Raw genomic sequence first — 12,901 nt, 5'->3', positions numbered from 1 at the left:
AGATTAACTTCCAAAGGTGATTCGATGGCTTGCACGTCGTTAGTGAGTGACCCGGGCTATTGGCGTCAGCGCATCGAGGCGATACTGAATCAGCGCGAAATATCAAAGGTTGATCGCGAGCATGCTGACGCTTTACTGAGGCGCTTGCGCGGCATCGTAAAGACGTCTTCGTAAAGGCTAAAGGCGGAAGAATCGAACGGGTGTCCCGGATGCCCGTTCGAAATGGACCAGCCAGCGGCGTGTCCAACGCAGCCGTGACCAATCCACCAGGGTTTATTCCAGCGCCGCAGCCGGGCCGAAGAATTCATAGCGGCTTTGTGATTCCGGCACGCCGATCGCCTTCAGATGCTTCTTGACGGCCTTCATGAACGCGATCGGGCCGAGGAAATAGACGTCGACGTCGCGGGTTTCCGGCAGCCAGGCATGGAGACGCGTTTGGTCGAGATAGCCGATGCCATCGGCGTCGGCATCGTTGGCGCGGCGCTGTTCGTAGCAATAGAAACGCTTCAATTGCGGGTGACGCGCGGCCAGTTGCTCGATCGTGTCGCGGAATGCATGAACGCCGCCATGACGTGCCGAGTGGATGAAGTGCACGACACGACGGGTATTCAACGCGGCTTGCAGCATGGCCAGCGTGGGGGTGATGCCCACGCCGCCGCTAATCAGCACCAGCGGCTTGTCGCCCGGTTCGAGCGTGAAGTCGCCGGCCGGCGCAAACAGTTCGACTGTGTCGTTTTCGTTGACGTGCGTATGCAGATGATTCGACACCTTTCCATTCGGTTCGCGCTTTACGCTGATACGGTATTCGCGGCCATTCGACATGGCCGAGAGCGAGTAATTGCGGCGTACTTCTTCGCCGTCGATATACAGCCGTACGCCGATATATTGTCCCGGATGAAACGCGAGTAACTCGCCGTTGTCGTCGGGGCGCAGATAGAACGACGTGATCTCGTCGCTCTCCCGCACTTTACGCGCGACACGAAAGAGCCGCGTGCCGCGCCAGCCGCCCGGCGCCGCTTCCCGCTCGGCGTAGATTTTTTCTTCGAGCCCGATCAGCAGATCGGCAAGTTGTTGATATGCGGCGGCCCACGCTGCGATGACCGCATCCGTTGCGATTTCGGCGCCGAGCACTTCGCGGATGGCTCTTAGCAGGCACTGTCCGACAATCGGATAGTGCCCCGGCAGGATATTCAGTGCGACGTGCTTGTTGATGATCTGCGAGACCAGCCCGCCGAGTTGTTCGAGTTGATCGATGTGACGCGCGTACATCAGCACGCTGTTGGCCAGCGCGCGTGGCTGCGCACCGCTTGCCTGATTCGCGAGGTTGAACATGGGACGCACTTCGGGATGTTCGCCGATGAGAATCTTGTAGAAGTGCGTGGTCAACGCTTCGCCTCCGCTCTCGAGAAGAGGAACGGTGGCTTTGACGATAGCGCGGTGTTCGGCGGAAAGCATAAATAGTCCTGGTGTGAGTGGGTAGTCAGTCGTGCATCGACTGTCGTGCTTTTCTATCCATGTTTCGTGCCAGGTATAAAATGCAAATAAATCAACGATCTGAATTCGATGATGGTCAATTCGACCCTGGTCGCAAAGACTCCAGACGGAGTCGATCTGACTGCGCAGGCACTGCTCGACGTCCTCACGCCCCTGATCCTCGATCTCTCGCGCGACCTGTCCGACCGCGAGCGTTACCGCCGTTTGCTCAGCAGCCTGCGGACGCTGTTTCCCGGCGACGCGGCGGCGTTGTTGCGTCTGGAAGGCGACACGCTGGTGCCGCTCGCGATCGACGGTTTGAGCAGCGATACGCTTGGGCGGCGCTTTCGTGTCACCGACCATCCGCGCTTCGAGCAACTTCTGTCGCGCTCGGAGCCGACGCGTTTCGCCGCCGACTCCGATTTGCCGGATCCCTACGACGGCCTCGTGCAAGGCGCCACCGGGCATCTCGAAGTTCACGATTGCCTCGGCTGTCCGCTGTTTGTTCGCGGCCGGCCGTGGGGTTTGCTCACGCTCGATGCATTGGACCCGGCGCGCTTCGATAGCATCGACATGGCCTCGCTACAGGCGTTTCTGAGTCTTGCAGCGGCTACGGTGAGTGTCGTCGAGCGGATCGATACGCTGGCGCGCAGCGGCGAGGCGGAGAGGCGGCGCGCGGAGGCCTACCGGCAGGCGAGTAGCCAGAGTCGGCGTGAGATGATCGGCAGCAGTGAAGCCCACACGCAGTTGATGCAGGAGATCGAGGTTGTCGCCGGCAGTGATCTGACCGTGCTGATCACCGGCGAGACAGGCGTCGGCAAAGAACTCGTGGCCAACGCAATTCATGCGCTCTCGTCGCGCGCGAATAAGCCGCTCGTCAGTCTGAATTGCGCCGCGCTGCCCGACACGCTGGTCGAGAGTGAACTGTTCGGGCATGTGCGGGGCGCATTCTCCGGCGCGTCGTCGGACCGGCGCGGCAAATTCGAACTGGCGGATGGCGGAACGATGTTTCTCGACGAGGTGGGAGAACTGCCGCTTCTCGTGCAGGCCAAGCTGTTGCGGGTTCTGCAGAACGGCCAGTTGCAGCGGATCGGCTCGGACCACGAACACAAGGTCGACGTGCGGCTGATCGCGGCCACCAATCGCGATCTCGCCGAAGAGGTGCGCGCGGGGCGCTTTCGCGCGGACCTCTATCATCGTCTCAGCGTCTATCCGTTACGCGTGCCGCCGCTGCGCGAACGCGGCCGCGATGTGCTGCTTCTCGCAGGTTTTTTCCTTGAAGAGAATCGCTCCCGGCTCGGGCTGCTGAGCCTGCGTCTCGCGGCGGATGCGCAAGCCGCGCTGCTGCATTATCCGTGGCCGGGCAACGTGCGTGAACTCGAGCATCTGATCGGGCGGAGCGCGCTCAAGGCGCTAGCCGCGAATCGCGAGCGCCGTCGGATTCTGACGTTGACCGCCACCGACTTCGCGCTGTCGGCCGCACCGGACGAAACCACAAGTCAAATGCCCGCCGATCCGGCCGGGACCGGCGTGAAGGACTTCCGCAGCGCGGTGACCGAGTTCGAGCGGACCACCGTTCTCGACGCATTGGCGCGCCACAACCGGAATTGGGCAGCGGTCGCGCGCGAACTCGGTCTCGATCGGGCGAATCTGAACCGGTTGGCCAAACGGCTTGGCCTCAAATAACCCGCAATATGCCTGGCCGCGCAACCGCCGCAAAGTGGCAACAGGTTGCGCGGCATGTCCAACAGCAGGACGCTCAAGCGGTCATTTCTTCGTTTTGTGGAAACAGCGCGCGGCGTGTTTCTTCATCGAACTCGGCTTTCAGCGTCAGCTTGTTCTTCAAGGCCTGTGCGCGTGCCGCGGCGGGACGCGCGGAGATTTCGTCCACCACGCGCTTTACGTTCGGATACGCGCTCAAACCCGCTTCGCCGAGAATGTAGCCGGCGAAGTTGGCCCAGCCCCACAGTGCGATATCCGCGACCGAATAAGTATCGCCGGCCAGATACTTCGACGTCGCGAGGCGTTCGTCCAGCACGCGATAGTGGCGCTCGACTTCCTTCAGATAGCGATTGCGCGCATAGGGCAGCGGCGTCGGCGCGTGATGCAGAAAGTGCACCGCCTGGCCCGAAAACGGCGACAGTCCGGTCGCGACGAACATCAGCCACGACAAGGCCTGCGCACGCTCGGCAGCCGATGTCGGCAGGAAGCGCTCGTGTTTCGCCGCGAGGTGCAGCAAGACGGCGTGCGAATCGAACACGGTCACGCCGTCGTCGGTAATCGCGGGGACTTTTGCGTTCGGGTTGATCTCGCGAAACTCGCGGCGATGTTGCTCGCCCCTGAACGTGTCGACCGCGATCAACTCGAACGGGGTCTGCAGTTCTTCGAGCATCAACGCGACTTTCATCGGGTTCGGCGAGGGGTGGAAGTAAAACTTCAGCATGACGATCTCCGTGGAATAGGGCTACGCAAATGACGGCCGTGCGGCACATTGCCGGTCGCACTTACGCTGCGATGGCGGCCGGGTCGTTGCGACCTGTGGTGATGATGGGCCGCCGGGCCGCGTTTGCCGTACAACTATTCCGATGAGATCGTTCGAAGAATTCGCACGTGTTGTCACGAGCGAATCGCTGCCGCCAGCGCGCCGTTACTCCGCGATCGAAAAGCGCGCCGGGCGCTTTTGCGGCGCCTTGCGGGGACGCCCTACGCGCGGGTTGGCGCCGCGAATGAAGAGAACGGCACAAACGGCCACCATGAACCAGATGCAGAGAACTACCGTCAGAGCGCTCATTTCAGTTTTCAGAAGTTGAGACTGCGATTGGTGCTGTCCGGCCTGCCGGCCGGTCAATGCGTCGTGTGCGGGCCGGCGCCGTCGAGCAGAAGCTCGTCGATCAGGCGCGTGGCCAGTGCCAATTGCTGTTCGAGCGAGGCGCGCGCCGCTTGCGCACCCGCCGCGTCGCCGCGCGCAACCGCGTCGTAAGTCTGCGTTGCGAGGCACAACACGCTTTCCGATGCGAGGTGCAGCCCGCGCATCGTATCGGCGTCAGCGCCCGGCACCGGGCTCGTCCATTCAGTCGTCGAAACAGCCGGCAGGCCGATTTCGAACTCGTCGTTTTTGTCGTGGCGGGAAGACATTTGAGGCTCCTTTTGCGCGATTGGCACGATGTCAGTGTGCGCCTGCACGGTGGGTTTCAATCCGGCGAACAGAAGCCTGTTTTTTGGTCAATCTGCGGTGGTTGGGGCGTCGAGTATTCCGCTGAAGAATAGGCGCGCGGTAAGCGGCGAACGGCAAAGGGTAAACGGCAGTGAATATACGCAGGAACCCCGCCGGCGCCACGTCCTTCACTCCGGCTTCTTTCCACCCGACTCATCCTGCGACTCGAGCGCGGCAACCATCTCGCGCACTGCGGTCTGGAGCTCCGGCACGTAGCGTCGTTTCGCCTCCGCGAGCGTCACCGCCCGCGAAAGAAACACCACATTCAGACTCGCGAGCACACGTTCGCGCGAGACGATCGCAACGGCGACCGCGCCGATCTTGCTTTGCGCGGACCAGTCGCCGTGATTGGAGCCGAAGCCGTCCGTGCGCACCCGTTTCACGAGGCTCTTTATCAACGTGTCGTTGGCGGCGAGCGCTTTCTGCTCCTCACCGCCCACGCCCGAGCGCAGCAATTCGAGAATGTCCTCGCGCTCGCCGTCGGGGCACATCGCAAAGTAGGCACGCCCGGCAGCGGTCAGCAGAATCGGCAAACGGCGCCCGACCATCGAACGGTGAAACGAGAGCGGACTGAAGCGGTGCGTTGTTTCGCGGATGATCATCGCGTCGCCGTCCGGCGTAGTGAGGTCCGAAGGCCACGCAACGCGCTGCAGCAATTGTCCCATGATCGGCGGTGCGATCATTGCAATCCGTTCGTTGTCCGTAAAACCTTCGCTCAACGAACGAACCTGCAGCGTCAGGCGGAAACTGTCGTCCGACGCGCTGCGCCGCACGAAACCTTCCTCCATCAACGTCTCCAGCAGTCGTCGCACGGTGGTGCGATGCAGTCCGGTCAGATCGCTGATCTGCTGGCTGGTGGCGCGGCCGCTTTCCACGGAATTGAGCGCCTGCAGCACCTGCAGGCCGCGCGCGAGCCCCCGCACGCTTGTGTATTTTGTCACCAGAAAATCTCATTAAATCAACCATGTGCATTCTATGCACATTTCTCACAAATTGTTGAGGCCGTACGGCGCGAGTCCTAGACTGCGAGCAAATCAACGATTCATGGAGACGCGAGATGCCGCATCTCATGCGCGACTTTTTCGCCATGGCGATACGCAATCGTCACGCCGCGCTCTCCCTGGATATTTCAAACAAGTCCGCTATCTGAAGCGGCGGCGCGTTCGGCCGCTCGCGGGAAAGGAGACAGTATGCCCTCATCGAATGATCCGGTGGCCGCGAGCCGCCGCTGCGAAACCGTGTCCGCCGACGTGGCGATTATCGGTGCCGGTCCCGTTGGTTTGATGATCGCCAATTACCTAGGCTTGCAGGGCGTGCGCGTGGTGGTGCTGGAAAAGCTCGAACAGATCATCGACTATCCGCGCGCCATCGGTCTCGACGACGAAGCGCTGCGCGTGTTCCAATCGGTCGGCCTCGCCGACGTGCTGTTGCCGCACACCACGCCTGACCACTGGATGCGCTTCGTCACGCACACCGGTCATTGCTTCGCGTCGATCGAACCGCGCACCGACGAATTCGGCTGGTCGCGCCGCAATGCATTCATCCAGCCGCTCGCTGATCGTGTGCTGTACGAAGGGCTGCGCCGCTTCCCGCATGTCCAGGTGCTGTTCGGCACCAGCGTGAGCGGGTTCACGCAGGACGCGACCGGCGTGACGATCGAGGCGGAGGACGAGAGAGGCCGCCGCCGCACGGTGCGCGCGTCGTACATGGTCGGCGCGGACGGCGGCAACAGCTTCGTGCGCCGCATGCTCGACGTGCCTTTCGAGGGACGTACGAAACCGAATCAATGGATCGTGGTGGATGTGCGTAATGACCCGATCGGCTCGCCGCACATCTACATGCATTGCGATCCAGAACGGCCGTACGTGTCGGCGGCGTTGCCGCACGGCATTCGCCGCTTCGAATTCATGGTCATGCCGGGAGAAACCGAAGAGGAACTGTCGAAGCCGGAGAACATGGCTGCGCTGATCCGCAAGGTGGTGGCCGATCCGCAGAAGGTGGACTACATCCGCAAGCGTGTCTATACGCACAATGCGCGGCTCGCCAGCACCTTCCGCGTGGACCGCGTGCTGCTGGCCGGCGACGCCGCGCACATCATGCCGGTCTGGCAAGGGCAGGGCTACAACAGCGGGATTCGCGACGCTAGCAATCTCGGCTGGAAGCTGGCAATGGTGGTCAAGCAGATCGCCGGCGACGCGTTACTCGACACCTACACGGCGGAGCGCCGCGCTCACGCCCGCTCGATGATCCATCTCTCGGAAGTGGCGGGCGACATCTTCGCGCCGACGAGCCGCTTCGGCATCAAATTCCGCGACGCCTTCGTGCGGACCTTCAACGTGGTCCCCGCCATGAAGCGCTACTTCGTGGAGATGCGTTTCAAGCCGATGCCGCGCTACGAAACGGGTGTGGTCCTGCTGGCGGAGCGCAAACGCAAGCATGGCGTGCTGGCTCGCGTGCTGGAACGCTCCGGTCATTCCGCGCCCGGCCGGCTGCTCGGCCTGATGAGCGAGAAGCGCGAGTCGCTGCTCGGCCGCCTCGTGTACGGCCGTGATCCGTTGTGTCACTCGCCGGTTGGGCGCATGTTCATTCAGCCTCGTGTACGCACAGTGGACGGCAACGTCGTGCGTCTGGACGACGTGCTCGGCAGTCGCTTTGCGATTATCGGCTGGGGCTCGGATCCCACCTTCGGGTTGTCGCCGCTTGCGCGCGAAACGTGGCAACGCCTCGGCGGCTGTTTCGTGCTCGCCAAGCCCGACAATCAGCTGGCTTTTCATGACGACGTGCCGGAGGGCGTGATCGCCATCGGCGATGTGCAGGGTCGGCTGAAGGAGTGGTTCGCACGTGTGCCGGAGTCGGTCGTGTTGCTGCGGCCCGATCGTTTCGTCGCGGGTATGTGCACGCCGCAACAGGTGTCGGACTGCATCGGCGAACTTGCCGTCAAGCTCTCGCTGAAGCCGGGCGAGTGGCCCGCGGTGAAGCTTGCGGTGCCTGAGCGGGCCGTCGCGTCGGAAAGCGTCGCGGCCATCGCGGCCGTTGCGACCGGAGCCTGACATGCCGGTGTTGCTCGAATGTCTTTCCCACACGCCGCTTAGCGGCTACTGCGATCCGGCGCCGGACGTCGTCGAGGAAGTCGGGCGGATTCACGCGGCGGCGCGCGCACGTGTTGCGGCCTTCGATCCGCAACTGGTCGTCGTGTTCGCGCCGGACCACTACAACGGTTTCTTCTACGACGTGATGCCGCCGTTCTGCATCGGCGCTTCGGCGAGCGCGGTTGGCGACTTCGGCAGTCTGGCGGGCCAGCTTGCGGTCCCCGCCGACATCGCGCTCGATCTCGCGCAAGCCGTGCTCGCCGCCGACGTCGACGTTGCCCTGTCGTACCGGATGCAGGTCGACCACGGTTGCGCGCAGGCGCTGGAGATTCTCACCGGCTCACTGGACCGTTATCCGGTCGTGCCGGTGTTCATCAACTCGGTCGCGCCGCCTATGGCGTCGTGCCGCCGTGCGCGTTTGCTCGGCGACGCGCTGGGCCGCAGCCTCGCGCGGTCCGGTCAACGCGTGCTGGTGATCGGCTCCGGCGGCATTTCGCACGAGCCGCCGGTGCCCGAACTGGCGGGCGCCACGGACGAAGTCGCCGAGCGTCTGATCGCTGGCCGCAATCCATCGCCGGAAGCCCGGGCGGCGCGCCAGGCCCGCACTGTCGCGGCGGCCCGCGCGTTCGCCGCGGGCGACAGCCGCCTGCATCCGCTGAATCCCGAATGGGACCGCGCGTTCCTGAAGCTGCTCGAAGAAGGGGAATTGCCCGCGCTCGACGGCTTCACCGATACCGCGATCACGCGCGAGGCAGGCAAGTCCGCGCACGAGGTCCGCACGTGGATCGCCGCATTCGGCGCGCTGCAGGCGTACGGACCTTATCGCGCCACGCTCGATTACTACCGGCCGATCCCCGAGTGGATCGCGGGCTTCGGCGCGATGCACGCGCGGCCCATTGCCGAAACCGCCTGACGAATCACGGAACCCGATATGAACCATCGAAGCAATGCTGAAGCGCTGGCCCTGCGGCTGCACGAATCCGAACACACGCGTCAGACCATCGCGCCGTTGCGCGACGACGAGCGCTTCGCCCATCTGAACGCAGCCGACGCCGCCGGCCTCGCGTATGCAGTGCAACAGGTCAACGTCGAGGCGCGAGTGGCCGCCGGCGAGCGTATTGTCGGCCGCAAGATCGGCCTGACTTCCCCCGCGGTGCAACGGCAGCTCGGCGTCGATCAACCGGACTTCGGCGCGCTGTTCGCGTCGATGGCGTATGGCGACAACCAGCCGGTGCCGCTCGGCGAACTGATCCAGCCGAAGGTCGAAGCGGAAATCGCGCTCGTACTCGAACACGATCTCACGCATGAAAAGCACACCTACGCCGACCTGATTCGCGCGACGGCGTACGCGGTCGCCGCAATCGAAGTCGTGGACAGCCGCATCGAGGGCTGGAATATCCGCTTCGTCGATACGGTCGCGGACAACGCGTCGAGCGCGCGCTTCGTGCTCGGCAGCCGCCCCGTGCTGCTGCGCGACGTCGATCTCTCGGCTTGCGCGATGACCCTTTCGAACGATGCCGAAACGCTCTCGCGCGGCAACGGCGCTGCGTGTCTCGGCAATCCGCTGAACGCCGCCGTGTGGCTCGCGGACCGGCTGCAGCAACTCGGCACGCCGCTGCGAGCCGGCGACGTCCTCATGACCGGCGCGCTCGGCCCGATGGTCGCGGTGACGCAGCCCGGCACGTTCAGCGCGCAGATCGAAGGCCTCGGCAGCGCTCGCGCGATTTTCTCCGCATAAGCAATCATCCGACTGAGGACTCACATGGCAAGCGAAAAACTCAAGGCCGCGATCATCGGCTCCGGCAACATCGGCACCGATCTGATGATCAAGATCATGCGGCACAGCGAGCACCTGGAGATGGCGGCAATGGTCGGTATCGACGCGGCGTCCGACGGTCTCGCGCGCGCTGCGCGGCTCGGCGTCGCCACTACGCACGAAGGCGTGGAAGGGCTGACGCGCCTGCCGGTGTTCGAGGACATCGACTTCGTGTTCGACGCCACCTCGGCCGGCGCACATGTGAAGAACGACGCGTTCCTGCGCGCGCTGAAACCTGGCATCCGGCTGATCGATCTGACGCCTGCCGCGATCGGGCCGTACTGCGTGCCGGTCGTGAATCTCGACGCACATCTGGACAGCCGCAACGTCAACATGGTGACGTGCGGCGGTCAGGCAACGATTCCGATGGTGGCCGCGGTCTCGCGCGTGGCGAAGGTGCACTACGCGGAAATCGTCGCGTCGATCAGCAGCAGGTCGGCCGGTCCCGGCACGCGCGCGAATATCGACGAGTTCACCGAAACCACCTCGAAGGCGATCGAAGCCGTGGGCGGCGCGGCCAAAGGCAAAGCGATCATTGTGCTCAATCCGGCCGAGCCGCCGGTGATGATGCGCGACACGGTCTACGTGCTGTCGGATCTCGCCGACCGCGCGCAGGTGGAAGCCTCGATCGAAGCGATGGCCGCTGCCGTGCATGCGTACGTGCCCGGCTACCGTCTGAAGCAGAAAGTGCAGTTCGACGAAATCGCCGCCGACGTGCCGTTGAACATTCCGGGCCTTGGCCGCTTCAGCGGTTTGAAGACCTCGGTGTTCATCGAGGTCGAAGGCGCGGCGCATTATCTGCCGGCGTATGCGGGCAATCTCGACATCATGACCTCGGCCGCGCTCGCGACCGCGGAGCGCATGGCGCAATCCCTCGTGCAGGCTTAAGGAGACGCTTCTCATGGACAGGAAACTCTATATCTCCGACGTGACGCTGCGCGACGGCAGTCACGCGATCCGTCATCAGTATTCGATCGACAACGTGCAGCAGATCGCTCGCGCGCTCGACAACGCAAAGGTGGACAGTATCGAAGTCGCGCATGGCGACGGTCTGCAAGGGTCGAGTTTCAACTACGGCTTCGGCGCGCATAGCGACCTCGAGTGGATCGAAGCGGTCGCCGACGTGGTCGGGCACGCGCAGATCGCCACGCTGCTGTTGCCCGGCATCGGCACGATTCACGATCTGAAGGCGGCGTACCAGGCGGGCGCGCGTATCGTGCGGGTCGCCACGCATTGCACCGAGGCTGACATTTCGAAGCAGCATATCGAATACGCGCGCGAACTCGGCATGGACACGGTCGGCTTCCTGATGATGAGCCACATGACCACGCCGGAAAACCTCGCCGTCGAAGCGAAAAAGATGGAAAGCTACGGAGCAACGTGTATTTACGTGGTCGACTCCGGCGGCGCGATGAACATGAACGACGTGCGTGCGCGCTTTCGCGCATTGAAGGCCGTGCTGAAGCCGGAGACCAAGACCGGCATGCACGCGCACCACAACCTCAGCCTCGGCGTCGCGAATTCGCTCGTCGCGGTGGAAGAAGGTTGCGACCGCATCGATGCGAGTCTCGCGGGCATGGGCGCGGGTGCGGGCAATGCGCCGCTGGAGGTGTTCATTGCCGCGGCCGAGCGCGCCGGCTGGCACCACGGCACCGATCTCTACACGCTGATGGATGCCGCCGACGATATCGTGCGGCCCTTGCAGGACCGTCCGGTACGCGTGGACCGTGAAACCCTGGCGCTCGGTTATGCGGGCGTGTATTCGAGCTTCCTGCGGCATTCCGAAGTGGCCGCGAAGAAGTACGGCCTGAAAGCCGTCGACATTCTGGTCGAGCTGGGCAAGCGGCGCATGGTCGGCGGCCAGGAAGACATGATCGTCGACGTGGCGCTGGACCTGAAACGCGCGGCCGGCGTCTAGCTTTTTTAGAAGCCTGGCGGCTGCCCGAGCCGCCGGCAACCACCCAGCGTTATCGCCGCCAAGAGCGATGCTGAAAACACATTGGAGACTTTTTATGCAGCGATCAACCAATACTCGCACCACCGGTGCCGTCACGATCGGCCTATGCCTGATCGTCGCGTTACTGGAAGGGCTGGATCTGCAATCGACCGGCGTCGCGGCGCCGCGCATGGCTCGCGAATTTCATCTCGCGGTCGCGCAGATGGGCTGGGCATTCAGCATCGGCGCGCTCGGCCTGCTGCCCGGCGCGGCGATTGGCGGACGGCTCGCCGACAAGCTTGGCCGCAAGCGCGTGCTGATGCTCTCGGTCGCGCTGTTCGGCATCTTCTCGATTGCCACTACGCAGGTGTGGGACCTGAACAGTCTGCTGGCCGCGCGCTTTCTCACGGGACTCGGTCTGGGCGCCGCAATGCCGAACCTGATCGCGCTGTGCTCGGAAGCGGCCTCGCCGGATCAACGCAATACGGCAGTGGGCGCGATGTATTGCGGCATGCCGTTCGGTGCGGCGCTCGCGGCGGTGATCGGCATCGTGAGTCCGGGCGATGCGGGGTGGCGGCATATCTTCTACGTCGGCGGCGTGGGACCGCTGCTGGTGCTGCCGTTGCTGGCGATCTTCATGCGCGAGTCGGCGCATTTCGTTGCCGCGCGCTCCGGCGGCTCGCGTGGGTTGGGCGAGGCGCCGTCCGGCATCGCGCAGGCATTGTGGAAGGAAGGGCGAGCCGGCACGACGGTCGCGCTGTGGATCAGCTATCTGGGCACGTTGATCGTGCTGTACTTCCTGATCAACTGGCTGCCGTCGCTGGTGCTGAGCCGTGGACTCACGCGCGTGCAATCGGGCGTCGTGCAGATGATGTTCAACATCGGCGGCGGCATCGGCGCGATCGTGATCGCAAGCCTGATGGATCGCATCGGCAAGCGTCGCACCGTGACCGGCATGTATCTGGGCATTGCCGCGGCGTTGGCCGCGCTCGTGGCGGCGAGCGGCGGTGTGTCGATGGCGTGCGGCGGTTTGCTTGCGGGTCTGTTTCTGGTCGGCGGACAGTCGGTGCTGTATGCGCTCGCGAGCAGCGTCTATCCGACGCACGTGCGTGGTACCGGCGTGGGCGCCGCCGTGGCGGTGGGGCGCATGGGCTCGATTCTCGGACCTTTGATCGCCGGACAGTTGCTGGCGATCGGGCAGAGCGCATCTGTGCTGCTGAGCGCGAGCATTCCGTTGATCGCGGTCGCGGCGGTTGCGGCGTGGCTCGCCGTTGGCAAGCCGGCGCCGGTCTACGCGCCGGTTGCCGCGCAATGACGCAATGACGCAATAGCGCAATAGCGCCGCCGAATGCTGCTCGCGCGCGACTGAGCGG

The 12,901-nt window shown here is 63.9% G+C and carries 11 protein-coding genes; 7 read left to right on the top strand and 4 right to left on the bottom strand.

Annotation, left to right across the window (positions count from 1 at the left end):
- Nucleotides 1-273 precede the first annotated feature (273 nt).
- Entirely contained in the window at nt 274-1,455 is a 1,182-nt protein-coding gene (hmpA, locus tag NE850_RS26770) for an NO-inducible flavohemoprotein (RefSeq protein ID WP_007176446.1), read from the bottom strand.
- A gap of 111 nt (nt 1,456-1,566) precedes the next feature.
- On the opposite strand from hmpA, the gene norR reads away from it, so the two are divergent.
- Nucleotides 1,567-3,159, top strand: coding sequence for a nitric oxide reductase transcriptional regulator NorR (gene norR, locus NE850_RS26765; protein ID WP_035516489.1), 1,593 nt, complete (start codon nt 1,567-1,569; stop codon nt 3,157-3,159).
- A gap of 73 nt (nt 3,160-3,232) precedes the next feature.
- Here the strand turns inward: norR and NE850_RS26760 are convergent, their stop codons facing one another.
- The 3 genes from NE850_RS26760 to NE850_RS26750 all read right to left on the bottom strand — a co-directional run bounded on the left by NE850_RS26760 (nt 3,233) and on the right by NE850_RS26750 (nt 5,628).
- A complete protein-coding gene (locus tag NE850_RS26760; protein WP_007176448.1) occupies nt 3,233-3,916 on the bottom strand; it encodes a glutathione S-transferase family protein in 684 nt (227 codons plus the stop codon).
- A 401-nt stretch (nt 3,917-4,317) separates the two neighbouring features.
- Entirely contained in the window at nt 4,318-4,608 is a 291-nt protein-coding gene (locus NE850_RS26755; protein ID WP_007176449.1) for a hypothetical protein, read from the bottom strand.
- Nucleotides 4,609-4,815: 207 nt separating this feature from the next.
- Complete coding sequence (locus NE850_RS26750; RefSeq protein WP_007176450.1) at nt 4,816-5,628, bottom strand: DNA-binding transcriptional regulator; 813 nt, start codon at nt 5,626-5,628, stop codon at nt 4,816-4,818.
- A 249-nt stretch (nt 5,629-5,877) separates the two neighbouring features.
- Here NE850_RS26750 and NE850_RS26745 point away from each other — a divergent pair, with 249 nt between their 5' ends.
- The 6 genes from NE850_RS26745 (at nt 5,878) to mhpT (ending at nt 12,843) form a co-directional block, all read left to right on the top strand.
- Nucleotides 5,878-7,737 carry a bifunctional 3-(3-hydroxy-phenyl)propionate/3-hydroxycinnamic acid hydroxylase gene (locus tag NE850_RS26745; protein WP_007176452.1) on the top strand — a complete coding sequence of 620 codons (1,860 nt, stop codon included), beginning with the start codon at nt 5,878-5,880 and terminating at the stop codon, nt 7,735-7,737.
- A 1-nt stretch (nt 7,738) separates the two neighbouring features.
- A complete protein-coding gene (locus NE850_RS26740) occupies nt 7,739-8,689 on the top strand; it encodes a 3-carboxyethylcatechol 2,3-dioxygenase (protein ID WP_007176453.1) in 951 nt (316 codons plus the stop codon).
- A gap of 18 nt (nt 8,690-8,707) precedes the next feature.
- Entirely contained in the window at nt 8,708-9,514 is an 807-nt protein-coding gene (locus tag NE850_RS26735; protein WP_165187951.1) for a fumarylacetoacetate hydrolase family protein, read from the top strand.
- A gap of 24 nt (nt 9,515-9,538) precedes the next feature.
- Nucleotides 9,539-10,480 carry an acetaldehyde dehydrogenase (acetylating) gene (locus NE850_RS26730; protein ID WP_007176455.1) on the top strand — a complete coding sequence of 314 codons (942 nt, stop codon included), beginning with the start codon at nt 9,539-9,541 and terminating at the stop codon, nt 10,478-10,480.
- Nucleotides 10,481-10,493: 13 nt separating this feature from the next.
- Nucleotides 10,494-11,510, top strand: a complete 1,017-nt coding sequence (gene dmpG / locus NE850_RS26725; protein ID WP_165187953.1) for a 4-hydroxy-2-oxovalerate aldolase — start codon at nt 10,494-10,496, stop codon at nt 11,508-11,510.
- A 94-nt stretch (nt 11,511-11,604) separates the two neighbouring features.
- Nucleotides 11,605-12,843, top strand: a complete 1,239-nt coding sequence (gene mhpT, locus NE850_RS26720; RefSeq protein ID WP_007176457.1) for a 3-(3-hydroxy-phenyl)propionate transporter MhpT — start codon at nt 11,605-11,607, stop codon at nt 12,841-12,843.
- Nucleotides 12,844-12,901 lie beyond the last annotated feature (58 nt).

This window comes from Paraburkholderia sp. USG1 (assembly GCF_031570135.1).
Lineage (GTDB): Bacteria > Pseudomonadota > Gammaproteobacteria > Burkholderiales > Burkholderiaceae > Paraburkholderia > Paraburkholderia dioscoreae.
The sequence above is the reverse complement of the archived record's forward strand: the minus strand, read 5'-3'. Positions and strand labels throughout refer to the sequence as shown.

Coding starts and splice junctions, on each gene's coding strand:
- hmpA (WP_007176446.1), bottom strand. CDS start 1,455: ATGCTTTCCGCCGAACACCGCGCTATCGTCAAAGCCACCGTTCCTCTT.
- norR (WP_035516489.1), top strand. CDS start 1,567: ATGGTCAATTCGACCCTGGTCGCAAAGACTCCAGACGGAGTCGATCTG.
- NE850_RS26760 (WP_007176448.1), bottom strand. CDS start 3,916: ATGCTGAAGTTTTACTTCCACCCCTCGCCGAACCCGATGAAAGTCGCG.
- NE850_RS26755 (WP_007176449.1), bottom strand. CDS start 4,608: ATGTCTTCCCGCCACGACAAAAACGACGAGTTCGAAATCGGCCTGCCG.
- NE850_RS26745 (WP_007176452.1), top strand. CDS start 5,878: ATGCCCTCATCGAATGATCCGGTGGCCGCGAGCCGCCGCTGCGAAACC.
- NE850_RS26740 (WP_007176453.1), top strand. CDS start 7,739: ATGCCGGTGTTGCTCGAATGTCTTTCCCACACGCCGCTTAGCGGCTAC.
- NE850_RS26735 (WP_165187951.1), top strand. CDS start 8,708: ATGAACCATCGAAGCAATGCTGAAGCGCTGGCCCTGCGGCTGCACGAA.
- NE850_RS26730 (WP_007176455.1), top strand. CDS start 9,539: ATGGCAAGCGAAAAACTCAAGGCCGCGATCATCGGCTCCGGCAACATC.
- dmpG (WP_165187953.1), top strand. CDS start 10,494: ATGGACAGGAAACTCTATATCTCCGACGTGACGCTGCGCGACGGCAGT.
- mhpT (WP_007176457.1), top strand. CDS start 11,605: ATGCAGCGATCAACCAATACTCGCACCACCGGTGCCGTCACGATCGGC.